Origin of the sequence: Devosia sp. MC521 (assembly GCF_014127105.1) — a bacterium.
Lineage (GTDB): Bacteria > Pseudomonadota > Alphaproteobacteria > Rhizobiales > Devosiaceae > Devosia.
Genome location: NZ_CP059902.1, coordinates 1497919 through 1522111 on the forward strand (window position 1 = coordinate 1497919; position 24193 = coordinate 1522111).

At 58.5% G+C, this 24193-nt stretch carries 20 protein-coding genes and 1 tRNA gene; 8 read left to right on the forward strand and 13 right to left on the reverse strand.

The window, feature by feature from the left end; all coding sequences use genetic code 11:
• Positions 1 to 9: 9 nt before the first annotated feature.
• The 4 genes from H4N61_RS07210 to H4N61_RS07225 all read right to left on the reverse strand — a co-directional run bounded on the left by H4N61_RS07210 (position 10) and on the right by H4N61_RS07225 (position 3884).
• Entirely contained in the window at positions 10 to 762 is a 753-nt protein-coding gene (locus tag H4N61_RS07210; protein WP_182395593.1) for an anti-sigma factor, read from the reverse strand.
• Complete coding sequence (locus tag H4N61_RS07215; protein ID WP_182395595.1) at positions 755 to 1273, reverse strand: sigma-70 family RNA polymerase sigma factor; 519 nt, start codon at positions 1271 to 1273, stop codon at positions 755 to 757. The genes H4N61_RS07210 and H4N61_RS07215 overlap by 8 nt, the downstream gene beginning before the upstream one ends.
• Before the next feature lie 115 nt (positions 1274 to 1388).
• Positions 1389 to 2483: a Xaa-Pro peptidase family protein gene (locus tag H4N61_RS07220; protein WP_248306579.1), complete on the reverse strand. Its 1095-nt coding sequence runs from the start codon at positions 2481 to 2483 to the stop codon at positions 1389 to 1391.
• A 9-nt stretch (positions 2484 to 2492) separates the two neighbouring features.
• A complete protein-coding gene (locus H4N61_RS07225) occupies positions 2493 to 3884 on the reverse strand; it encodes a M20/M25/M40 family metallo-hydrolase (protein ID WP_182395597.1) in 1392 nt (463 codons plus the stop codon).
• Positions 3885 to 4267: 383 nt separating this feature from the next.
• On the opposite strand from H4N61_RS07225, the gene H4N61_RS07230 reads away from it, so the two are divergent.
• The 6 genes from H4N61_RS07230 to H4N61_RS07255 all read left to right on the forward strand — a co-directional run bounded on the left by H4N61_RS07230 (position 4268) and on the right by H4N61_RS07255 (position 10365).
• Positions 4268 to 5887 (forward strand): ABC transporter substrate-binding protein, encoded by a 1620-nt coding sequence (locus H4N61_RS07230; RefSeq protein WP_248306580.1) that lies wholly within the window; start codon positions 4268 to 4270, stop codon positions 5885 to 5887.
• A gap of 75 nt (positions 5888 to 5962) precedes the next feature.
• Positions 5963 to 7042, forward strand: coding sequence for an ABC transporter permease (locus tag H4N61_RS07235; RefSeq protein ID WP_169194043.1), 1080 nt, complete (start codon positions 5963 to 5965; stop codon positions 7040 to 7042).
• 9 nt (positions 7043 to 7051) lie between these two features.
• Positions 7052 to 8005, forward strand: coding sequence for an ABC transporter permease (locus tag H4N61_RS07240; RefSeq protein ID WP_182395598.1), 954 nt, complete (start codon positions 7052 to 7054; stop codon positions 8003 to 8005).
• Between the two features lie 7 nt (positions 8006 to 8012).
• Positions 8013 to 9029, forward strand: a complete 1017-nt coding sequence (locus H4N61_RS07245; protein ID WP_182395600.1) for an ABC transporter ATP-binding protein — start codon at positions 8013 to 8015, stop codon at positions 9027 to 9029.
• The gene (locus H4N61_RS07250; RefSeq protein ID WP_182395602.1) at positions 9026 to 10027 is read left to right on the forward strand and encodes a dipeptide ABC transporter ATP-binding protein; all 1002 of its coding nucleotides are present in this window, start codon (positions 9026 to 9028) and stop codon (positions 10025 to 10027) included. The genes H4N61_RS07245 and H4N61_RS07250 overlap by 4 nt, the downstream gene beginning before the upstream one ends.
• A gap of 261 nt (positions 10028 to 10288) precedes the next feature.
• A tRNA-Asp gene (locus H4N61_RS07255) sits at positions 10289 to 10365 on the forward strand.
• Positions 10366 to 10611: 246 nt separating this feature from the next.
• Here H4N61_RS07255 and H4N61_RS07260 read toward each other — a convergent pair.
• The 7 genes from H4N61_RS07260 to urtA form a co-directional block, all read right to left on the reverse strand.
• Positions 10612 to 10947 carry an FmdB family zinc ribbon protein gene (locus tag H4N61_RS07260; RefSeq protein ID WP_169194039.1) on the reverse strand — a complete coding sequence of 112 codons (336 nt, stop codon included), beginning with the start codon at positions 10945 to 10947 and terminating at the stop codon, positions 10612 to 10614.
• A gap of 9 nt (positions 10948 to 10956) precedes the next feature.
• Positions 10957 to 12186: a formamidase gene (gene fmdA / locus H4N61_RS07265; protein WP_182395604.1), complete on the reverse strand. Its 1230-nt coding sequence runs from the start codon at positions 12184 to 12186 to the stop codon at positions 10957 to 10959.
• A 34-nt stretch (positions 12187 to 12220) separates the two neighbouring features.
• Positions 12221 to 12910, reverse strand: a complete 690-nt coding sequence (urtE, locus tag H4N61_RS07270) for an urea ABC transporter ATP-binding subunit UrtE (protein ID WP_182395605.1) — start codon at positions 12908 to 12910, stop codon at positions 12221 to 12223.
• Between the two features lie 9 nt (positions 12911 to 12919).
• The gene (gene urtD / locus H4N61_RS07275; RefSeq protein ID WP_182395607.1) at positions 12920 to 13681 is read right to left on the reverse strand and encodes an urea ABC transporter ATP-binding protein UrtD; all 762 of its coding nucleotides are present in this window, start codon (positions 13679 to 13681) and stop codon (positions 12920 to 12922) included.
• A gap of 11 nt (positions 13682 to 13692) precedes the next feature.
• Positions 13693 to 14880 carry an urea ABC transporter permease subunit UrtC gene (gene urtC, locus H4N61_RS07280; RefSeq protein WP_182395609.1) on the reverse strand — a complete coding sequence of 396 codons (1188 nt, stop codon included), beginning with the start codon at positions 14878 to 14880 and terminating at the stop codon, positions 13693 to 13695.
• 12 nt (positions 14881 to 14892) lie between these two features.
• Positions 14893 to 15819 carry an urea ABC transporter permease subunit UrtB gene (gene urtB, locus H4N61_RS07285; protein ID WP_169194034.1) on the reverse strand — a complete coding sequence of 309 codons (927 nt, stop codon included), beginning with the start codon at positions 15817 to 15819 and terminating at the stop codon, positions 14893 to 14895.
• Between the two features lie 70 nt (positions 15820 to 15889).
• The gene (gene urtA, locus H4N61_RS07290) at positions 15890 to 17152 is read right to left on the reverse strand and encodes an urea ABC transporter substrate-binding protein (protein WP_182395611.1); all 1263 of its coding nucleotides are present in this window, start codon (positions 17150 to 17152) and stop codon (positions 15890 to 15892) included.
• Positions 17153 to 17387: 235 nt separating this feature from the next.
• On the opposite strand from urtA, the gene H4N61_RS07295 reads away from it, so the two are divergent.
• Together H4N61_RS07295 and H4N61_RS07300 are read left to right on the forward strand one after the other, a co-directional pair.
• Entirely contained in the window at positions 17388 to 20558 is a 3171-nt protein-coding gene (locus H4N61_RS07295) for an ATP-binding protein (RefSeq protein WP_182395613.1), read from the forward strand.
• Positions 20555 to 21457, forward strand: a complete 903-nt coding sequence (locus tag H4N61_RS07300; protein ID WP_182395614.1) for a response regulator — start codon at positions 20555 to 20557, stop codon at positions 21455 to 21457. The genes H4N61_RS07295 and H4N61_RS07300 overlap by 4 nt, the downstream gene beginning before the upstream one ends.
• Positions 21458 to 21476: 19 nt before the next feature.
• Here the strand turns inward: H4N61_RS07300 and H4N61_RS07305 are convergent, their stop codons facing one another.
• Entirely contained in the window at positions 21477 to 23126 is a 1650-nt protein-coding gene (locus H4N61_RS07305; RefSeq protein WP_182395616.1) for a hypothetical protein, read from the reverse strand.
• Positions 23123 to 24184 carry a sn-glycerol-3-phosphate ABC transporter ATP-binding protein UgpC gene (gene ugpC, locus H4N61_RS07310; protein WP_182395618.1) on the reverse strand — a complete coding sequence of 354 codons (1062 nt, stop codon included), beginning with the start codon at positions 24182 to 24184 and terminating at the stop codon, positions 23123 to 23125. Before ugpC ends, H4N61_RS07305 begins: the two co-directional genes overlap by 4 nt.
• Positions 24185 to 24193: the final 9 nt, after the last annotated feature.

Here is a 24193-nt window from a genome sequence, read left to right on the forward strand (position 1 = left end):
TCGTCTCCATTAGTATAAGGTGTCAGCGAGCATGTGCGCTGCGTTCAGTATTTCTGTTTCATCGCTGGCGCCGACGAGCGCATAGGCGATTTCCCCGATTTGCCAGTGCGCGAGAACAGCATTGCCCTCGCTGATAGCGGTGGGGTTGTGCGCAGCGAAGTCGCCGGGGCGCGCTGCGAATATGGAAACCCGTCCCAAATCTGATGCACTGAGGGACATCTCGACACTGGGGCCAAACCGGGACGGATAAACCTGTACGTCTTCGACGGTCCAGCTCTCGGGCAGGGTCGGCATGACGATGGCTGTCGCCGCGAGCAGTTCCGCCGGATCGTATTCGGGAACCTCTGGCTGCGATGTCATGACCGCGCGCACCTGACTAACTTCGTGGGCGCGCAACGCTGCCTCAAGATAATCGGGCATCGGGGAGGGGCGCGAGAGTGCCGAAGTGGTCAGTGCGCCGATAGACGCTCCCACCATCACCAGACCGCAGGCCGCTGCGACGGGACGCAGGCGGTTGAAAAAGACCCGTCGACCAATTGAGTTTTGTAGACGCCGGGCGAGATCCTGCGAAGAAACGCGGATCGCCTCTGGCGCACCAACACTGCTCAAATAGAGCTCGTGGTTGACCCGCAGCTCATCAATAACCTGCGCTGCCAGCTCGGGATTGCGTGCGAGGTGCTGTTCGACGACCACACGCCGCAGCGGATCAATCTGGCCATCGATGTAGAGAGTTAGATCCTCGTCAGTGACGTGCTCAGTCATTGTCGGCACTCCCTACGATCTTGAGATGTCTTGGGGGATTGAGAAGCTCGCCAGAGCGCAGCGCCTTGCGGGCACGGGACACGCGCGACAGCAACGTGCCTTCCGGCACATTGAGAACCTGTGCCGCCTCGGGATAGGTCAGCCCTTCAATGGCAATCAGATGCAGCGCCTCGCGTTGCTCATCGGAGAGCAACAGAAAGCCGCGCCGGACTTCGCTCAATTGGACGGCATCGTCCTGATTGGGTGGGTAGCTTACGCTGCCAACACGCGCCTTGTCGGCACTCGTGCGAACAACGCTGCGACGATACCCATCGACGAAGCAATTGTGCATGATCGACATGAGCCAGGTTTTGAGAGAGCCACCAATTTTGAAGGACCGGCGCTTTTCATAGGCGCGGACCAGCGTTTCCTGCACCAAATCCTCGGCATTCTGCGGCTCGCGCGTTAGCGTCAGCGCGTACCGTCGCAGGTCTGGCAGGTGGTCAATCACTTTGGCGAGGCGGTTGCTCATCCAATATATACGCGCGACTTGCCCAACCCTTCCAATAGGTCATGAAAATAATTGAGCGATCGCAGGTGAGAAATGAGCGTCAGGTCTTCCATCCTGACGCCCACAAGGTTCTGGTCTATGCCGTATGGACTGTGCGAGGCAGGGACGAGAGGATTTCCGCCCCATCGGCGCGCAGAATGACGATGTCCTCAAGGCGAATGCCAAATCGGCCTGGCAGGTAGATACCCGGCTCGATGGAGAACACCATGCCTTCGGCCAGAACAGTGTCCGACGACGCGGTGATATAAGGGGGCTCGTGCCCGCCAATGCCCATGCCGTGACCGGTGCGGTGGACGAAATATTCGCCATAGCCCGCCTCGGTAATCACCCCGCGAGCCGCCGCATCAACGTCGCGCGCCAGTGCGCCGGGAACCGCGGCCTTCAACGCAGCCTGCACCGCACGTTCCACGATGTCGTGGATTTCCGCATACCCATCCGGACCCTGGCCGATGATGGCCATGCGCGTGATATCGCTTGGGAAACCATCCGTTCGCCCACCGATGTCGAGAACTACCGCGTCGCCATCGGTAAGCTTGCGCTCACCAGTGTGGTGGTGCGGGAATGCGCCATTGGGACCACTGCCGACCACGGCAAACTGCATGGGTGCGTTTTCAGCACTAAAGTGATCGCTGATGATCGCCATGAGTTCATTTTCGGTCATGCCGGGCCGAATAGCCTTGAACGCCGCCTGCATGGCACGGTCCGCGATCAGCGCATTCTTCTTGAGCGCCGCATATTCGCGCTCATCCTTGCGCATGCGCAAATAGCTCAAGGTCTCATCGGTAAAGCTGCGCTTGGCCGAGGGTAGGGCGTCGAGCAGCAGCATGGCAAAGTCGATGCGCATGGTTTCGTCAAAGCCAATGTGCTTTGCCGCAGTCGCACCAACATCGGCCAGCGCTGCCAGAAACGCCTCCTTCGGCCCAATATCATCGGACCAGACATGGAAGGCGATGTCCGTCTCTGCCCGCGAGCCTTCCGCATTCAGCGCCGGCATCACAAACGCTTCGCGCTCAGGGCCGATCAGCAACAGGCACGGGCGTTCACACAACATGGGGTGAAAACCCACCAGCCAGTCCATGTGGGAGCTTGGTGCAAGCGCAATCAGATCAACATTTTGCTCGGCCATACGCTCACGCAGGCGCGCGAACTTGGCCTTAGTATTTTCGGTCACAGAATGCCCCTATGGCTTTGAAATCGCGTCGAGAATGCGGATCCAGCCGCGAATGCCCTTCTCGAACGAGCTGAGGTTGTATTTCTCGTTTGGCGCGTGCCCGCGGTCGTCCGCCGTACCCCAGCCGACCAGTAATGCATCCATGCCCAGAATAGAGCGGAAATCGCCGACAATCGGGATCGACCCACCACCGCCGGTGACAATCGCCGGATTATCCCACTCGCCCTTCAACGCCTGCTTGGCCTTGTCGAGAATTGGCGCGTCGTAAGGCAGCTGCACCGCTGGCGCCGCGCCATGATCGCCGAACTCAACGCGGCAATCCGCCGGAACCTTCGAACGCACATAGTCTCGGAAAATCGCGCGGATTTTGTGCGGGTCCTGATCATGCACCAGGCGGAACGAAATTTTTGCGGTGGCTTCCGCCGGAATGACGGTCTTGAAGCCTTCACCCGCATAACCGCCGCTGATGCCGTTCACTTCCGCTGTTGGGCGCGCCCAATTCAGCTCCAGCATCGAGCGACCCTTTTCCCCGACCGGTATCGAGAGCCCAACCTGCTCGAGCATATGCGGGCGAGACGCTTCCAGCGCATCCCAGACCTTCTTCAGCTCCGGTGGCGTCTCGTGCACGCCATCATAGAAGCCGGGCAGGGTGATGCGGCCCGTTTCATCATGCAGTCCGGCGACAATCTTGCCGATAATGTGCAGCGGATTGGCGGCAATCGCCCCAAACCCGCCCGAGTGCAAATCGTGGCTTGCCGCGTAAATCTTGATTTCTTCGCCCACCAGCCCGCGCAACCCAGCGCAGATAGACGGCGTCTCGTCGTCCCACATGCCCGTGTCACAGACGAGGACATAATCGGCCTTAAGCTCGTCCTTATTGGCCTCAAGGAATGGCCGCGCCGATGGCGAACCGCATTCTTCTTCACCTTCAAAGATGATGGAAATCCGCGCTGGCAGCTTGCCATTGACCTCCTTATAGGCGCGCACCGCCTCCACAAAAGTCAGCAGCTGAGCCTTGTCATCGCAGGTGCCGCGACCGGAGATAATCTTCTGCCCCTTCGCCCCAATGCGGATCGCAGGTTCAAATGGCGGATGGTCCCACAGGTGCAACGGGTCGACCGGCTGCACGTCGTAGTGGCCATAGAACAGGTAATGCGGGCTCTCGTCGTCCGGGCCCGCATGATGGGCAACAACCATTGGGTGCCCGGTGGTGTCGCGGACCGAAGCGTCAAAACCGAGCTCAGTGAGATAGTCCGACAGCGCCTGCGCGGCCCGTCGACAGTCGGCGGCATGGGCCCGATCGGTTGAGATGGACGGTATGCGGACCAGATCAAACAGGGTCTGCAGGCTTGATTCGAGGTTAGCATCGGCCTGACGAAGGACCGGTTCGAGCTCAGACATGGGCACCGTATCGCTTTGCAATGTATAATTTTTTGAAGCCGCAAACACCGCCCGCCGTACTCAAGCAATACACTCTGTACCCTTGTATGTAAGCGGGCCTTAGCAACTTCCAGCATGACGATTTTAATTGTCTGACATCTCTTGGAAACCCATTTCTGATCGATGATGGCGCTTGTCTGGGCTTGACAGCGGACGGGACATGAATTTGTCTGACATATGTCTATTTCTGCTGAAATGGTCTTGGCTTAAGTTTTCCTGCGCCTTGTGCAAAGGGCAAACGCGGCGGGCCAATAGGGACAGCGGGATGCACGAATTTTACCGGGTGTTGCGGTTTGGCAGGGGGCCAACCGCACGCTCTCGGGTAATTTTGAGGGAGTTTAGTGGTGAGACGTATTATTCTTTTGGGCACGACTGCGCTTGCGATGGCAGCGTCGTCTGCAGGTGTGTCGCTCGGCTACGAAGGGCTGGAACTGGTCGCGCCAAACTGTGACGCTGGCAATAAGATCAGCGCCATCCGTGCTGTCGACGCACACACGGTCACGTTTGAGATGTGCGGCTCCGATCCGGCTTTTGAACCTAAGGCCGCTTTCGTGTCCTTCGGCATCCAGCCTTCGGAACACATCAACACTGTTGGTACCACTAAGGACATTCTGTCCAACCCAATCGGCACCGGCCCATACAAGCTTGAATCGTGGAACCGCGGTGACTCGATCATCCTCAAGCGCAACGACGCTTACTGGGGTGACAAGGCTAACGCCGAAACTCTGGTTTTCCGTTGGAGCACTTCGGGCGCCAGCCAGCTCAACGAACTCCGTTCCGGCACTGTTGATCAGATCAGCACGCTCAGCCCAGACGATTTTGACGCCGTAAAGAACGATCCAGATCTGCAGTTCCTGCCGATTTCTGGCCCAAACACCTTCTATGTCGGCATGAACAACAAGTTCGCGCCATTTGACAACGTCAAGGTCCGTCAGGCGATTGCCATGGGCATCGACCGTCAGCGTATCGTTGACAACTACCTGCCTGAAGGCTCGGACGTCGCCAAGTTTTTCACCCCATGCACCATTCCAAATGGTTGCGTAGGTGACGAATGGTATGGTTTTGACCCAGTGGCCGCTAAGGCTCTTCTGGCGGAAGCTGGCTTCCCAGAAGGCTTCAAGACCAAGATTTTCCTCCGCGACGTCTTCCGCACCTATCTGCCTGAACCAAACACCATGGCTGTTGAACTGCAGTCGCAGCTCAAGAACAACCTCGGCATTGAAGCTGAAGTTGTGGCTCTGGAATCCGGTGACTTCATCGGTCAGGCGAGCGCCGGTGATCTGGATGGCTTCCACCTGCTCGGCTGGGGTGCAGACTATCCGCACATCACCAACTTCCTCGATTACCACTTCGGTGCTGAGGTAAAGCAGTTCGGTAACTCCTTCCCAGAAATCTCTGGCCCACTGGCTGAAGGCGCGACCGTTGCGGACGTTGAAGCGGCTAAGCCACTCTACGAATCTGCCAACAACGCCATTCGTGATCTCGTTCCGATGATCCCGATCTCCCACGCGGCTGCGGCTTCGGCTGCGCGCTCCTATGTCGAGAATGCCGGCTATCGCCCATTCGGCGCTAAGCAGTTCAGCCTGGCAAACCCCGGCAAGGACACCATGGTCGTTATGCAGAACGCTGAGCCAATCAGCCTGTACTGCGGTGACGAGTCTGACGGCGAGTCGACCTTGGTCTGCACCCAGATCATCGAAACCCTGCTCGACTACGCTCAGGACAGTGGTTCCATCGTCGGTGGTCTCGCAACCAGCTGCGATGCGAACGCAGACGCCACTCTGTGGACCTGCAACCTGCGTGAAGGCGTAAAGTTCTCGGACGGTTCGGACTTCGACGCAAATGACGTCGTTGCTTCCTATGCTGCCGGTCTTGACGTGACCAACCCTGCGCACGTCGGCAACACTGGTACGTTCAACTACTACTCGTACCTCTGGGGCCTGATTAACGCTCCGGCCAAGTAAGCGATTATCGCTTCGAGCGAAGCGGGTGCTCCGGCACCCGCTTCATCAGACTTCTGCTCTTTTAGAAAAAGCCCGATGCTTGGATATGCGATAAAGCGTCTACTGAGCGCCATCCCTGTGCTGTTTGGCATTCTGCTGGTCACGTTCTCACTCTCTCGCCTGATACCCGGCGACCCCTGTAAAGCCATGCTGGGTGACAAGGTCAGCGAAGCGACCTGTATCGAGTTTGAGCGCAGTTTTGGGCTGGATCAGCCTATATGGGTGCAATTCTTCTATTATATCCGTGACGTCGCCCAGGGTGACTTCGGCAATTCCATTCGCTTTTCGCGTCCGGTAACCCAGATCATCATTGAGCGTCTGCCGATGACCATGGAGCTGGCACTGTCGGCTCTGGTGATCGCCACGATCTGCGGCATCGCTATCGGCATTTTCGCCGCTCGCCGTCACAACACCGCCGCTGACGTCGGCACCATGGCTATCGCCAATGTCGGTATTGCTATGCCGGTGTTCTGGCTTGGTCTGATGATGGCCTATGTCTTTGGCGTTATGCTCAAAGGTACCCCGTTCTGGCTTCCGCCCTCTGGGCGTTTGACGGCTGGTTTGGTGTCCGTGCCCTTCTATGAGGCATGGGGTTGGGAAATCACCAAGGGCACGTTCTTCGGCCAGATCGCCGAGTTCATCTCCAACTTCTTCATTTTCAACGCGCTGATCACCTTCAACTGGACCGTCTTCAATGACGCGGTCCGCCACATGATTTTGCCTGCAATGGCCGTGGCGACCATTCCAATGGCGGTTATCGCGCGTATGACCCGGTCCTCGCTCCTCGACGTCCTCGGTCGCGACTATGTCCGCACCGCGCGCGCCAAGGGTGTGCCCGACAATAAAGTCGTTCAGCGCCATGCGCTTGGCAACGCCATGCTGCCTGTCGTCACCATTCTGGGCCTGCAAATGGGCGCGCTTTTGAGCGGCGCCGTTCTCACCGAGACCGTTTTTGGCTTGGCTGGGGTAGGGCGCATGTTGATGGAGGCGATCTTCGCCCGCGACTACCCAATCGTACAGGGTTTCACCGTGCTCATCGCCACCATTTACGTGGTCGTGAACCTCATCGTGGACCTCTCCTATACCTACCTCGATCCGCGCGTACGGCCGCAATAGGACCCTGATATGAATAGCCTAAATACTGTAACTGCCAGGGCCGCTGAAATCGTGCTGGAAGAGGGCCTGCTCGGCGATCCAGTGCCGCTATGGAAGCAGACGTGGAAGCGTCTCCTGCGTAAGCGCTCGGCCCAAGTGGGCATGCTCTTCATCGGCTTTATGGTGTTGGTCGCAATCTTTGCGCCGCTCATTGCGCCCTATGATCCAAATCAGGTGCTGCTTGGCGTTGAGGATATCAAACGCCGCGAAGCGCCATGTATCCATATGTTCGGCTGCGATGTTGCCAAGCCCCAGCATTTGATGGGCATTGACGGCAACGCTCGCGACGTCTTTTCCCGTATTGTCTATGGCTCCCGCATCAGTCTGATGATCGGCATTGTCACCGTTTCTGCGGCTCTCGTTATGGGCGTGCTGCTCGGCGCAATCGCTGGCTACTTCGGTGGCTGGCTCGACAACATCATCATGCGCATCATGGACGTCATTCTCGGCTTCCCATCTCTGCTTCTGGCTATCGCCATTGTCGCCGTGCTGGGGCCTGGCATCGTCAACGCGCTATTGGCCATATCCGTGGTCTCTGTGCCCGGATACGCCCGTGTGACGCGGGCCAGCGTGTTGTCGGTAAAGTCACAAGACTTCGTTGCTGCCAGCCGCGTCCTTGGCGCGAGCAAGTGGCGCATTCTGTTCACCCGCGTTCTGCCGAACTCGCTCACCCCGATTGTGGTTCTTGCCACTATGGGCGTCGCTGGCGGCATTCTTGAAGCTGCGGGCTTGAGCTTCCTTGGTCTTGGCGCTCAGCCGCCAATGGCTGAATGGGGCACCATGCTCGGTAGCGAGAAAGACCAGATCTTCTCCGCACCGCACTTGGTCTTTTTCCCCGGCATCGCCATCGTCATCACCGTACTCGGCTTCAACCTGCTGGGTGATGGTCTGCGCGATGCGCTCGACCCACGTTTGAACTCGTGAGGCGGCGATGAGCGAACCAATCCTTCAGGTCCGAGACCTCAGCACTCTCTTCACCACGCGCAACGGCAATGCCCTTGCCGTCGATAAAGTCTCGTTTGATTTGAAAGCGGGGGAGACCCTGTGTGTCGTCGGCGAGAGCGGTTGCGGCAAGTCCATTACCGCCCTGAGCATTGCCGGCCTTGTCCCCTATCCGGGCAAGGTCGTCGGCGGCGAGGTCATGCTTGGCGGCATCGATCTGCGCCGTATGACCGCAGCGGAAACCTCAAGAATCCGCGGCAATCGCCTGTCGATGATCTTTCAGGACCCGTCGTCTGCGCTGAACCCGGTGCACACTGTCGGGAAACAGATCGCAGAGGTCTATCGCCTACACAAAGGCATGACCGAGGCCGAGGCCAAAGCGGCGGCCATCAAGCTTCTTGCCGCTGTCGGCATTCCTGATCCTGAGCGCCGCATGAAGGCCTATCCGCACGAAATGTCGGGCGGCATGGCACAGCGCATCATGATCGCCATGGCTCTGGCCTGTCAGCCTGAAGTGCTGATCGCCGACGAGCCAACCACAGCCCTCGACGTGACCATTCAGGCGCAAATCCTTGAGCTGATGCGCGAGCTGCAAAAGGATTTTGGCACTGCCATTATTCTGATCACCCACGATCTGGGCGTCGTTGCTGAAATGGCTGACCATGTAGCGGTCATGTATGCGGGGCAGGTGGTTGAATATGCCGACGTGCGGACCTTGTTCCGCTCGCCTCAGCATCCCTACACCAAAGCGCTTCTGCGCTCGATCCCGAGCATGGATGCCGGGCAGGAGATGCTCGAAGTCATCGAGGGCCGCGTCCCGCAACTGACGCACCTGCCGCAGGGCTGTCGTTTTGCGCCGCGTTGCACGGCGCGCCGCGAAGTCGATGAGCCGCGCTGCACAAGTCTCGTTCCGGACCTGCTGCCCGTTGCCCCCGATCACCATTCCCGGTGTTGGCTGACGGCGTCGTCCGCTACCGAAATGCATAAACAGGCTGAACTACTATGACCGCCTTGTTGGAATTGCGCGATGTGAAAAAAGAGTTCGCCGTCACCGGCGGTCTCTTCCAACGCGTCGTTGGCAAAGTCGCGGCGGTGAACTCCGTCAATCTCGCCATCGAAAAGGGCAAAACCCTTGGGGTGGTGGGCGAGAGTGGCTGCGGAAAGTCGACCCTTGCACGCGTTGTTGTCGGCCTTCATCCCGCCACCGGCGGCGAGGTCATCTTTGACGGCAAGCAGATCAACAAGGGCGACGCTGGCGTCAGCTTTGAAGCCAGCCGCCGCATCCAGATGGTCTTTCAGGACCCGTACTCATCGCTCGATCCGCGCCTGCCGATTGGTCGGTCAATCGCCGAAGGCCTGGCTGTCCACGGCATCGGCAATGAGGCGAGCCGCCGAAAGGCCGTCGGAGAGATCCTCCAGCGCGTCGGCTTGCCAGCGCAAGCGGCGGATCGTTATCCGCATGAGTTCTCTGGCGGTCAGCGTCAGCGCATCGGCATTGCCCGGGCGCTGATCCTCGAGCCCGAATTGCTGGTCTGTGACGAACCCACGTCTGCCCTCGACGTCTCGGTTCAGGCTCAGATCCTCAACCTGTTGCGCGTGCTCAAGAGCGAGTTGAACCTCACAATGATGTTCATCTCGCACAATCTCGCCGTCGTCCGTCACATCGCCGACGACGTCGTGGTGATGTATCTCGGTCACGTCGTCGAGATGGCGCCATCGGCCGAGCTCTTCGCTAATCCCCGCCACCCCTATGCGCAGGCATTATTGTCCGCGACCCCGGTGGCTGACCCAGACCGTCGGGGCACACGACTGCGTCTGACTGGCGAGCTCCCCTCGCCAATGAACCCGCCAGCCGGATGCCCCTTCAATCCGCGTTGCCCATTGGCCAACGATCGTTGCCGGAGCGAAGTGCCGACACTGGCGCAAGCCGGTGCCGCCCGCGTCGCCTGCCACGCCGTCCAAGAGGGGCGGGCCTCTAAGCTGGACTCCCTCATTCCAGCTTAAACCAGGGCCAAGCACCGCAAAAGCTCAAGGCGTCTCCATTGGAGGCGCCATTTTTTCGTGTTCTGGAGAGGGCATGCCCCTCGATAAAGCCCCCGTCAAGCCCTTCACGGCGCCCAAAAGTGCCAGCCAAGTGCCAATGATAGGCCCATCGACGCCACAGATGTTGAAAAGCTTTGAGAATTTTCTTGGGCCCGCTTTACAGGCGCAAATCACGCCCCTATACAGAGCCCACGTTGCGCCGAACGAGAGTTCGCAAGCGCTGCGGGAGTAGCTCAGTTGGTTAGAGCGCCGGCCTGTCACGCCGGAGGTCGCGGGTTCGAGCCCCGTCTCTCGCGCCATTTTCTTTCATGAAATTGCTGTTCTGAAGACAGGGTGCCCTTGCTATGTCCTTGCCCTTTAGTGGCTTTCGGGCAGTCGGAATGTTGACTGGAATGTCTGTCGCTTGAAGCCTGTAATTCGCACCGTTTTGGGCAGTGCGTCACCAAGACGAGTGCGATCCCTTACAGTCTCGTTTTACCTTGTGAAGAATGGTGCCTCCCAGATACTCGTCGGCCAACCGGGGAGGCTTGTTTGGTGTAGGCTCTCTAGTGACTGATCATCCAAGGTCTGGCGGCAGGGAAGCTCTTGGAGCCGTCGGCTCGGACCAAGGTGGAGCGCCCCTTCTTTCCGGTGCTGCTGCAACACGAGCAGCCTGGTCCATGCGCTGATCCACCCCGTTTGGGCTCGTGGCGCGCCCGCTCATTGGTGGCAAAAGCCTGCCGCTGTGAGGCCTCCATGCCCGCAATGTAGGGGACTGTAAGGAAAGCCCGCGGCGCGGGCCCTCCACAGCTTGGGCAGGCACAGGGCTCTGCCGATTGGGCCATGGGACGCACAGCCGAGAACGGGCCGCAGTCCTGACATTGATAGTCATAATTGGCCATGATGTTCCCCTAGAGGTCGCGCGCCAGCGGCATGTCCACCGAGCCATCGAGGAACTTCTTTGGCCCCTCGGAGCCGGGCATGATGTCGAACTCGAAGATGTCCGTCGGCAGCCATAGTGTGGCGCAGGCATTGGGAATGTCGACCACGCCAGAGATATGGCCCTGCACCGGCGCTGTGCCGAGGATCGAATAGGCCTGAGCGCCCGAGTATCCGAATTTCTTGAGATATTCTATGGCGTTGAGGCAGGCCTGGCGATAGGCCGTGGTGACATCGAGATAGTGCTGGGTGCCGCTCTCGTCGACAGAAATGCCTTCAAAGATGAGGTAGTCATCATATTTAGGGGTGATTGGAGAAGGGCGGAAGATCGGGTTTTTGATCCCATATTTGGCCATGCCGTCTTTGATCAGACTGACGCGAATATGCAGCCAGCCCGCCATCTCGATAGCGCCGCAGAAGGTAATTTCGCCGTCACCCTGACTGAAGTGCAAATCGCCCATCGAGAGGCCCGCACCCTCGGTATAGACGGGGAAATAGATCTTGGAGCCGCGGGAGAGGTCCTTGATATCGCAATTGCCGCCGTGTTCGCGCGGCGGCACCGTGCGTGCGGCCGTTTTAGCGGCGGCGTCAAAGGCATCGCCCTTCAGCGGGCCAAGATGGGCGGCATTGACCTCTGGGAGTTTGGCGAGCGAAGGGACGCGGGTTGGATCGGTATCGTTGAGCTTTTTCTCGCGCGTGTTCCACAGGTCGAGCATTTTATGATCGGGCAGGCAGCCGATCAGGCCGGGGTGTATGAGGCCTGCATATTTGACACCCGGAATGTGGCGGGACTCGGTGAACATGCCTTTGAAATCCCAGATGGATTTCTGAGCACTCGGAAAATGCTTGTCGAGAAAACCGCCGCCATTGTTGACGGAAAAGAAGCCGTTAAAGCCCCAAAGGGAGTCTTCAAAAGCGCCGATGTCGAGAATGTCGACGACGAGCAGATCGCCCGGCTGTGCGCCTTTAACTCCGATTGGACCTGAGAGAAAGTGGACCTGATTGAGATCGACATCGCGCACGTCGGCGGCGCTGTCGTCGTTTTTGATCTGGCCGCCAGTCCAGTCATAAGTTTCGACCTTGAAGTCATCGCCCGGCTCGACCCAACAGGCCATCGGAATGTCTGGATGCCAACGGTTGTGGATCTTCTCGTTGGTGTATGGGCTTTCGTTGAGATCGACCTTGATCAGTGTTTCGGTCATGTCTGCTCCTCTTTTAGGCGATGAATGGCAATGGCTAGACGGAAAGAAATGAGGAGACTTTCGCCTCATCGATGCCGGCGCGGGGGCTTTCGTGGACGATCTCGCCATTTTCGATGACCAGCACGCGGTCAGCGATATCGAGCGCAAAGCTCAGCACCTGTTCAGAAACGACGATGGAGAGGCCTTTGTCGTCGCGGATGCGGCGCAGGGTCCGGGCGATCTCTTTGATGATCGAGGGCTGAATGCCCTCGGTGGGTTCATCCAGCAGCAAAACTTTTGGACGCGAGGCCAGCGCTCTGGCGATTGCCAGCTGTTGCTGCTGGCCGCCCGAAAGATTGCCTCCGCGACGTCCCTTCATTTCGAGGAGCACGGGAAAAAGCTCATAGAGGTCGGGCGGCACCTCGCGGTCGTCGGTGACGGTGAGGCCGGTCTCGATGTTCTCTTTCACTGTCATGGTCGAAAAGATCATGCGGCCTTGTGGGACATAGGCGAGGCCAGAGCGGACGCGGTCGAAGCTTTCGGCGGTCTCCACCAGCTTGCCGTCAACGGCGATTGTGCCGCTCCGTGAGGGGACAATGCCCATGAGCGACTTCATAAGTGTGGTTTTGCCCATGCCGTTGCGGCCCATGATGGCGACAATCTCGCCGGGAGCGACATCGAGCGAGACGCCATGGATGACTTCACTCTGACCGTAGGAAACGCGCAGCTTGTCGATTGCGAGCATGATGGCCTCCTAATGACCGAGATAGACTTCGACGACTTTGGGATCGTTTTGGACATGATCCATGGTGCCCTCTGAAAGCACCTTGCCTTGGTGCAAGACCGTGACCCGGTGGGCGATGTCCTCGACGAACTTCATGTCGTGCTCGATGACGATCACGGAGTGCTGCTTGATGATGGTGTTGAGCAGCTCAGCGGTTTTGATGCGCTCGGCGACACTCATCCCGGCAACGGGTTCGTCCAGCATCAGCAGTTCGGGTTTCTGGATCAGCAGCATGCCGATTTCGAGCCATTGCTTTTGGCCGTGGCTGAGAATGGCGGCTTCCGTATCTAGGTGATCTTTGAGGAAGATCATCTCCGCGATCTCCTCGACCCGGTTGGTCACCTCATGATCGCGCCGAAAGGCCAAAGCACCCCAGACGGTTTTCCCGCGCGGAAACGAGAGTTCGAGGTTTACGAAAACCGTCAAATCCTCGTAGATGGATGGGTTCTGAAATTTCCGCCCAACCCCGGTGTGAACGATCTGGTGTTCCTTCATCATCGTCAGTTCCTTGCCGCGGAAACGGACGGAACCGGATGTTGCTTTCGTTCGACCGCAGATGAGGTCGAGAACGGTTGTTTTTCCCGCCCCATTGGGGCCGATGATGACGCGGATCTCGTTCTCATCGACGTAAAAGGACAGGTCGTTCACGGCCTTGAAACCATCGAAGGACACGGTGAGGCCTTCGACTGCGAGCAGGAAATCCTTCGGCGCTACGTCTGAAATGAACGTCATAGTTCGGGGTCCTATTCGGCTGCAGCTTGAGAGGGGATGGGAGCTATGGAGGCCACGGGCAGGGGCACAGGCGGCGCTGTGACGGGGGTAGTCGGAGCCGGGCGCGGCCGCTCCCGCAGGCGGGCCCAGATCGGCTCGACATAACTCTTCCAAATACCGGCCAAGCCGTTGGGGAAGGCCATGACAACGGCAATGAAGAGGCCGCCCATGGCAAAGAGCCAGAGTTCCGGAAAGCTCTCGGAAAACGTGGTCTTTGCCCAGTTCACCAGCAGAGCCCCGTAGACCGCGCCGAAGATCGACAGGCGTCCGCCGACAGCGCAAAAGATCACCATTTCGATGGATGGAACAATGCCGACAAAGGAGGGCGACATGAAGCCGACCTGGAGGGCGAACATGGCACCACCAATGGCGGAGAAGGCAGCAGCGAGGCAGAAGACGAAAATCTTGAAATTGGCGACGTCATAGCCCGAGAACCGCACCCGATCCTCCTTGTCGCGCATAGCGATCAGGAGGCGGCCGGCCTTGGAGCCTTTGACGTAAAGAGCGATCAGGATAACGCCCAGCAGCAGCGCTGCATTGACGAAATAGAGGATGAACTTGGCGCTGTCGGTGCGGATATCCCATCCGAGCAGGGTTCGCAGGTCGGTCATGCCGTTGATGCCGCCCGTATACCCCTGTTGCCCAACGATCAGAATGGTCAGAATGGCGGCGATGGCCTGGGTGATGATGGCGAAGTAGACCCCGCCGACCCGGCGTTTGAACATGGCCGCGCCGATGATGTAGGCAAACACTGTCGGGACGACGATGATCGCAAGGATCGCCACGGGGAAGGACTGGAACGGCACCCACCACCAGGGCAGCTCGGTCACCTGGTTCCAATCCATGAAATCGGGGATGCCCGGTGTCGACTGGATGGCCGTGTTTTCTGGCGATGACGCCTCGAGCTTGAGGAACATGGCCATGCAGTAGCCGCCAAGGCCAAAGAAGATGCCTTGGCCGAGGCTCAAAATGCCCCCTAAGCCCCAGCACAGAACGAGCCCTACGGCGACGAAGGCATAGGTCAGATATTTGCCCACGAGGTTGAGGCGGAAGAGATCGAGCGTTAGGGGCAAAACCAGCAGCAACAGCGCAGCGATGACTGCAAAGGCGAGGAGGTCTTTGTTTATCGGGCGTTTGGATGCAGAGGTCGCGAGTGACATAAGAGTGCTCCTTCAGCGACGAATTTTGAGAGTGAACAGCCCCTGCGGGCGCAGCATCAAAATGCCGACCACGGTCAGCAAGGTGAGGACCTTAGCCATGGAGCCCGACAGGAAAAACTCCATTGTCGATTGCGCCTGGCTGATGGCGAAAGCGGATGCAATGGTGCCGAGAAGGCTGGCAGCGCCGCCGAAAACAACGACAAGGAAGGTATCGACGATATAGAGTTGGCCTGAGGTTGGGCCCGTCGAGCCGATCATGGTGAAGGCCGATCCTGCGACCCCGGCAATCCCACACCCAAGACCAAAGGTCAGACGATCGACCCGCTTGGTGTCAATGCCAACAGCCCCCGCCATCACCCGGTTCTGGGTCACGGCACGCACCTGCTTGCCCCAACGGGATTTGAACATCAGCAGGAAAACGCTCGTGGCGATCAGTGTCGTCAGGCCCATGACGAAGAGGCCATTGATCGGCACTTCGATGATATCGGTGAGGGGAAGCGATCCCATCATCCAGTCGGGCAGGGTGACACCCACTTCGCGCGCACCAAACACGGTGCGATAGAGCTGTTGCAGAATGAGGCTGAGCCCCCAGGTTGCGAGCAGAGTGTCGAGTGGGCGTCGGTAGAGATGCCGGATCATCGACCATTCCACCAAAACCCCCAGCGTAAAGCTGGCGCAAAAGGCCAAGGCCATGGCGATAAAGAAATAGACTGGGAACAGTGCCGGGGCAAAACTGGTGACGAAAAGGCTGACGCCCCAAGTGGTATAGGCACCCAGGATCATGAATTCGCCATGCGCCATGTTGATGACGCCCATCTGTCCGAAGATGATGGCTAGGCCCAGCGCCATAAGCACGAAGACCGAAAACAAGCTCAGCCCGGCAAAGCCCTGCATCGCCAGGATCGAGAAAAACTGGTCATATGTGTAATCACCGATCATTTGCGCCTCGCTAATTGATGGAGAGTTTGGCGGCCCCTAAAGGGACCGCCGTTGGCGTCAGAAAATCGGCTTATTGGTAGCCTTCTGGGAACGGATCGGGTTCCATCAGGTCGGCGGTTTCGTAGACAACGTCATACTGCCCGTCGGTGCGGGCGTGTCCGATGCGCAACTTGCTCCAGAGGTGGTGGTTGTCGTGAACCTTGACGTAGCCTTCCGGGGCGGTGGTCAGTTCTATGCCCGGCGATGCTTCGCGCACTTTATCGATGTCAAAGCTGCCAGCACGCTCGACCGCGGCCTTCCAGAGCCAGGGGCCGAGGTAGGCCGCTTGCGTCACGTCGCCGATGACGATGCCGTCGCCCCAGCGCTCCTTGAACGCCTTGACGAAGGCGGCATTGTTGTCGTTCTCGATCGATTGGAAGTACTTCATCGCGGCATAGGCGCCGACGATGTTCTCGCCACCGATGCCGAGGATTTCGTCTTCCGTCACCGAAATGGTGAGCAGCAGTGGCGCTTCCTTGGTGAGGTCGATACCTGCGGCCTTGAGCTGCTTGTAGAAGGCCACATTTGAGCCCCCCACGACGATGGCATAGATGACGTCTGGCTTGGTCAGCTTGATCTTGTTGATGACCGAATTGAACTGGGTATGTTCGAGCGGGTAATATTCCTCGCCGACGACCTTGAGCCCCTTCATCTCGATATGCTTGCGGGCAATCTTGTTGGAGGTGCGCGGCCAGATATAGTCCGAGCCCAGCAGGTAGAAGCTCTTTGCGCCCTTGGTGTCGACCACCCAATCAATGCCCGCAAGGATCTGCTGGGTTGCTTCTTGGCCAGTGTAAATGACGTTCGGGCTCTCTTCGAGACCTTCGTAGAAGGTGGGGTAGTAGAGCATGCCGTTGTATTGCTCGAAGACGGGCAGCACTGCCTTGCGCGATGCCGAGGTCCAGCAGCCCATGACGGAGGCTACCTTGTCCTGTACGAGCAGCTTCTTGGCCTTCTCGGCAAATGTTGGCCAGTCGGAGGCGCCGTCTTCCTGAATATACTTGATCTGGCGTCCGAGGACGCCGCCAGCGGCGTTGATTTGCTCGATGGCAAGGATTTCCGCCTGCACCGAACCGGTCTCGGAAATCGCCATGGTTCCGGTCACTGAGTGGAGGATGCCCACAGTCACATCTGTATCGGTGACGGCGAGGCCGCTGGTGTTCACGGCGGCCGTCGATGTGTCGGCGAAAACGCGCGTTGTGCCCAGCACGCCCAGCGCTGGAATGGTTGCCATGGCCCCCAAGAGTTTGCGGCGGTTGAGTTTGAAGGGGCCTTGGCCCGTTGCATCAGTCATTGAAATGCCCTGTCCCTGTTCGCGGCTGCGGCGGGTTTCACCAGCAACTGAGTAAGGATTGGGCATTTTATTGCTTTGCCTCTCAACGGGGCATTTGACGTATTCCAGTGCGCGAGATTTCCCCCTAGTCTGCGTTATGTCGCGAGCGATCTGAGGGACGATACCCTCGCGACTACGATGAAATGCGAATGGCACGATACCCGAACGCGGTGGGGGCGCTCGGTTGGGAGAAACGATGACGGCGCATCCGAAAGTGACGCGGGTACGGCGGACCTATAATAAATGGGTCGCCAATCAGACGCTGGAAGACTTTGCCCTGCGCTTTACCGCACAGAAGGTGCGTCGCTGGTCGCCTGCACGCATCGCCAACACAGCGATAGGCGCCGCATCTTTTTTGGCCCTTGAAGCGATAGGCGGGGCACTGACGCTCAATTACGGCTTCCACACCACCGCTTGGGCCGTGCTCACAACCTGTCTCATCATTTTTCTGATGGGCATACCCATCGTCTATAACGCTGCCAAATACGGCGTCGACATCGATTTGCTGACCCGTGGCGCTGGCTTTGGCTATCTCGGCTCAACCATAACCTCGCTGATCTATGCCAGCTTCACCTTCATCTTCTTTGCCATTGAAGCGGCCATTATGGCGACGGCGCTGGAGCTCTGCTTTGGCCTGCCGCTGACCATTGGCTATTTTGTCAGCGCGCTCGTCGCTATTCCACTCGTGACCTATGGGATCACGCTGATCAACCGCTTCCAAATGTGGACCCAGCCCTTCTGGCTGGTTCTGCAAATCCTGCCCTTTGTCTTTATCGGCGCGCAAAGCATGCCGTCGGTGCGGGAGTGGACCGGCTATACCGGCCTGATGGGAGAGTTGGATGGGAGTTTTAATCTCTCGCTGTTCGGCGCGGCGTCGGCGGTCATGTTTGCGCTGGTCGCTCAAATTGGCGAGCAGGTGGACTATTTGCGGTTTCTCCCGCGCTCGACGCACAAAAACCGCCTGACGTGGTGGATTGCGCTCATCGGCGCCGGTCCGGGGTGGATCATCATCGGTGGCCTCAAGGTCATGGCTGGATCGTTCTTGGCCTACTACGCCTTCCGCCATGGCGTCGCCTTCGAGAGTGCTGCTGAGCCCACGCAAATGTATCTCGTGGTCTTTGGACAGATGCTGGCCAGTCCCGAACTGGCGCTGGCAGCGACAGGCATTTTCGTTGTCGTCTGCCAGCTCAAGATCAATGTCACCAATACCTATGCAGGTTCGATCGCGTGGTCGAACTTTTTCTCGCGCCTGACCCATAGCCATCCGGGCCGGGTGGTCTGGGTGGTCTTTAACGTCTTGATTGGCCTGATGCTAATGCAGTTCGGCATCTATCGAGCGCTTGAGCAAATCCTCGGGCTTTACGCCATTCTCGCCATTGCCTGGCTTGGGGCGATTGTCGCGGATCTCGTGATCTGCAAGCCGCTCGGACTGTCGCCCCGCCATATCGAGTTTAAGCGCGCCCACCTCTATGACATCAATCCAGTTGGCTTTGGCTCGATGCTGATTGCGGTGGCTTTGGCTGTCTTGTCCTATTTGGGCGTGTTCGGACACGTAGCGGCTGCGCTTTATTCCTATGTCGCTCTGGTGTCGGCCATGGTCTTTGTGCCGATCATCGCGCTGCTAACCGGTGGGCGGTATTATATCGCGCGCGAGAGTGAGCTTTCGGCACGCAGCGGTGAACCCATTCAGTGTCACGTCTGTGAGCATAGCTTTGAGCCCGAAGATATGGCTCGGTGCCCTGTTTACGGCGGCCCGATCTGCTCTTTGTGTTGCTCGCTCGATGCCCGGTGCGGCGACCGCTGCAAAGCCGATGCTCGAATTTCCGATCAACTCTCGAATGTGGTCACAAAACTCTTTCCCGCGCCCATCGCCCGCGCCCTCCGCAGCAGGCTGGGTCACTATCTGTTCCTCATGGCAATCGTTGGGGCGTTGATGGCGGCCGTTCTGATGGTGTTCGCCTATCAGGCCACGCTGGATGGGCTTTTGGCCCGCGCGGCCATCGATTCAATCCTGACAAAACTCTTTGTGGTCTTCTTCATAATCACGGGCATTGTTATCTGGCTTTTTGTCCTCAACCGCGAGAGCCGTGACTTCGCCGAGGAAGAGGCGCGGCGCCATACCGCCTTACTGGTGGAGGAGATCGAGGCGCATCAAGAAACCGACCGCAAGTTGCAGCGGGCGAAAGAAGCTGCTGAATCCGCCAATTTGGCAAAGTCGCGCTATGTAACGGGTCTGAGCCACGAGTTGCGCTCGCCGCTCAATTCCATCCTTGGCTACGCCCAATTGCTCGAACGGCAGCGCGAGGAGCAGCCCATGGTGACGCGAGCCGCCCGGACAATCCTGCGCTCGGGGGAGCATTTGTCGGGGCTCATTGAGGGGCTTCTCGATATTTCCAAGATTGAGGCAGGCAAGCTGTATCTGTTTCGCGACAAGACGGCATTGCCTGCCAATATCCACCAAATGGTCGAGATGTTTTCCCTGCAGGCACGGGAGAAGGGGATCGAATTCATCTTTGATCAGCAGACCCCGATCCCCGGTTATGTCTACACCGATGAGAAGCGTCTGAGACAAATCCTCATCAATCTCCTCTCCAATGCCATCAAGTTCACCCAGCAGGGGTCGGTGACCTTACGCATCAGCTACCGGAGCCAGATCGCGACTTTTGAAATTATCGATACCGGCATCGGCATAGCGGCCGACGAATTGGAGCAGGTTTTTCTTCCCTTCCAACGGGGCAGCTATCCTCCCGGCGCAGAGCCGCAGCCCGGAACGGGACTGGGTCTGACCATCACCAAATTGCTCGTCGAGATTATGGGCGGGGAACTGACTGTGCGCAGCGAGCCGGGCGTCGGCACGTGCTTTACAATGCGCATGTTATTGTCTTCGACTTGGATGCCAGACGAGCCCAAGCATTCTACTATTCGCATCACCGGGTACTACGGTCCGCGTCGTTCGATTCTAGTGGCTGACGATGATCCGGCCCAGCGCGAACTCCTCACCGACCTGCTCGGCGGGCTGGGGTTTGAGGTGTCAACCGTCGCCGATGGCATTGAGTGTTTGCGGGCGGTGCGAAAACATCGGCCAGACCTGCTTTTGCTGGATGTCTCCATGCCGGGGCAAAATGGGTGGCAAGTTGCGCGAAAACTGCGCGGCGATATCATGAAACGATTGCCAATCATCATGATTTCCGCCGATGCTGGAACGGACAGGCGTCAGTCCGAGCATAGCTCGCTTTACGACGGCTATCACATCAAGCCGTTCAAGATTGACGATCTCGTCCAGCAGATCGGCGCAACGCTGGCCCTGCAATGGATCGAAGCCGACGAAGCACTCCCGCCAAACATTGAGGATACGCTGATCAGATGATGACGCCGAGCGCGCCTAAAGTCCTGATTGTCGACGACCAGCCCGAAACGCTGTCCATGCTCTTTGATGCCTTGGAATTTGAGGGCATGGCCCCTCTGAAGGCGGTGGATGGGCGCGCCGCCTTGTCCTTGGTCGGTCAGGCCCGGCCGGACATCATCTTGCTCGATGCAATGATGCCGGGCATGGATGGGTTTGAGGTGTGCCGGGTGCTCAAGTCGGAAATGGGGTATGCGGACTTGCCCGTTGTCTTCATGACCGGTCGCAATGATAGCGAACATGTGGTCAAGGCTCTCGCCTGTGGCGGCGTTGATTTCGTCCCCAAACCTATCGTCTTGAACGAATTGTTCGCGCGCATGCGCGTTCACTTGGCAAATTCGCGCAAAACGCGCTCAGCGCGTGATGCTCTCGACGCCATCGGTCGGCCCATTGCTGCTGTTGGTCGCGATGGTGCCATCGCTTGGGCCACCCCGCAGGCGCAGGAATTGCTGACCCGTATCGGCCTGCGGTCGGATGAAGGCGCCGCGCTCCCCTGGGAATTGAAGCAGTGGCTGGTCGATAGCGAAGGCAGCGAGAGCGCGGCGCGGCTGTACCGGCGCTTTGACCGCGAAGTTGAATTCCGGATCATGGAGCGCGGCAACGAAGGGGCAGTGCTGCTCCGCCTGATCGATCGAGCCATTGGCACGGGCGAGGAGCGCCTTGCCGCTGCCTTCGGGATCAGCCTGCGCGAAGCGGAGGTGCTGCTCTGGCTGACCCATGGCAAATCCAACAAGGAAATCGCTGAAATCCTGCAGCTCTCCCCGCGAACGGTGAACAAGCACCTTGAGCAGATTTTCGAAAAGCTCGGCATTGAAAATCGCACGGCTGCCGCAACCATGTCGGTCCGCGTACTGTGGGATTGATCCGCGCCGCTAGAGCGGTTCAGTCATACTGCGGCAGGACCATGCCCGGGTCACGCGTGGTGTTGAATGCTGCACCCTCGAAGGCGAGCTCTTGGTTCGCCGCGGCATTGATGGCGATCTCCGCGCCGCGGTACCAAATAGTCCCAACCACCGTTCTGGCCGTAACGCCGATTACGCTGAGGAGCGCGCCGCTCCGATCAAGGCAAACGCGCAGCCCCGCTGGCGTACGGACGTGCAACGCGCCGTTCCGATAGATCTCGCTGCCCTGCGCTAGATTGATCAGCTCGTAGGTGACGCCGTCGATCACTCTGCTATAGGCAGTGTCCCAAGTCTGATGCTGATGCATGGTCGGTTTGGGGAGAAGGCTCGTGAACCAGACGGAGCCATCCGGTCTTGGCGCGATCCCGCACGTGCGCTCCAGAAAATCAAGAAGGCACAGAATGGCAGGGGAGTATTTTTCGGTAAAACCCGCCGCGCCTGTATAGGGATTGAGAGTCTGCGGGAAGCGCTCGGCATGGATCAGCGCGTCCAGCACAGGCTGCATGATCCACGTCAGCTCCGTGTGGTGCCCATGATGCTCGAAAGCATGCGGCGTGCGGATCAGCGTGAGGAAATTGGTGGGGCCATTCCAACTGTTTTGACCCGGATTGGGGTCAAAGCGCGGATCGTCGAGCGCTATGGATGTGAGCGGAAACCGCGCGAAGAATTTTCGCGTATTGAGCAAATAGCGCTTCAGCGACGTTCGGAAGAGGTCACCATCGCCGATCTCGCAGGCAAGGACACGCAGCAGCACATCCGATTGAATGCGAACGTGACGGTCATTGCGGTCCTTGTCGTAAAAGAGGGCATCCTCGTCATCAAAACACTCCCGGAACAACGCGTCAGTGCTGGCAGCGGCCTTGCTTGCCCATGCATCGGCATTTTCGCCCAATGTCGCCGCAATGGCCCCAAGGTAGTGCCGCTGGCTGGCAATATTGGCGGTCAGATCGGGGGCGACGAATGGCAAAATGGGGCTATCAGGATCAAAACGCGTTGGGTCGTTTTGAAACGGACTATCGTCCACGTGCCAGAAGCGCGAAGACAGGTCATGCCCTGTGTCGTAGGTCGAAAACGCCTCGACGCCGCCGGTCCCACGCGTATCGCGGTATTGCGCGATCCAAGAATCGTAACGTGCCATCGCCTCATAGATGGTGCGTAGCCATTCAGTATCGGTTTTATTGAGGCGCGCGTGGGTCCAAACACTGCGCGCCAGAGGCGACACCAGCTGGATCTGGCTAAATTTCGGGCCAGTCGCAGCAGTCATTTTATACGGAAAGAGCCCATCATCGCGCTGATGTCGGGCAAAGGCCGAAAAGGTTGCCTGCGCGATACTGGGCAGAAAGCGCGAGAGAATTTCGGCATTGATCGTGCCCGTGCTTTCGAGCCAGCAGCCGTGATAAATCCCGCCCTCGTGCAAAATAGGCGTGTCGTCGGCAGCGGGGCCAATGCAGTCAAACAGTTCGCGGACCGCTTGCTCATATCGCGCGTTGAGCCGCTCTGAAGACGAGACAAAATTGACGCCCGACTTTTGCCATTCCTCAAGCAGTTGCTGATGCTCGGCACGGGGCAGCGGCCCCAGCCGGTCGGCCAGTGGCGATGCTCGCAAAGTCTCAAGCAGAGATAGGCTCACGACACGCTCTCAATGCGCAGCCCGTCGGCATCAAAGAAATGCATGTCAGCGGGCGAGAATGAAATCGTCAGCTTTTCGCCGCGCTTGTGCGGCGCATTGCCGGGCGCTTGAACCAGAACACTATTGTTGCCTGGTAGGGAGAGGTGGAGAAAAACCTCGCTTCCGAGATATTCGACCAGCGTAATATCGCCCTCTACCGACAAGGCGCCGGTAGCGCCAATCTCGATATGCTCGGGACGAATGCCTACAGTGACAGCTCCGGCCTGCGGAAGTGTAACATTTACCTGACCAATCTTCTCCAGTTCTATCCCTGCAGCTCCAGCTAAGCCATTGAAAAAATTCATCTTTGGTGAGCCGATGAACCCAGCAACGAAGAGGTTTCTTGGCCTGTTGTAAAGCTCGTGCGGCGTTCCGATCTGCTCAAGATTGCCCTTGCTCAACACGGCGATGCGCGTCGCCATCGTCATCGCTTCGGTCTGATCATGGGTCACGTAGATCATGGTGGTGCGGAGGCGATTGTAGAGATTGGCCAGTTCGACACGCATCTGCACGCGCAGCTCAGCGTCGAGGTTGGAGAGCGGCTCGTCGAAGAGAAACAATTGCGGCTCGCGGACGATGGCCCGCCCGATGGCAACGCGCTGCTTTTGCCCGCCGGAGAGCTGGCGAGGCTTGCGCTCAAGCAATTCGTTGATCTGGAGAATTCTAGCCGCGTCCGCCACGCGCCGCTCGATCTCGTCCTTGGGCATCTTTAAATTGGATAGGCCGAAGGCAAGGTTCTTGCGCACGCTCATATGCGGATAGAGTGCATAGGACTGGAACACCATGGAGAGATTGCGCTGGCTGGCCGAGAGGTCGTTGACGATCCGATCGCCAATGGCGACCGTACCATCGGTAATTTCTTCCAGTCCCGCAATCATGCGCAGCAGAGTAGACTTGCCGCATCCAGAGGGACCGACCAGCACCAGAAACTCGCCATCTTCAATGGCCAGATCAATGCCGTGGATCACTTCCATATTGCCATAGGCTTTGCGGACTTCGCTGAGGGTGACAGAGGCCATGGTCAGACG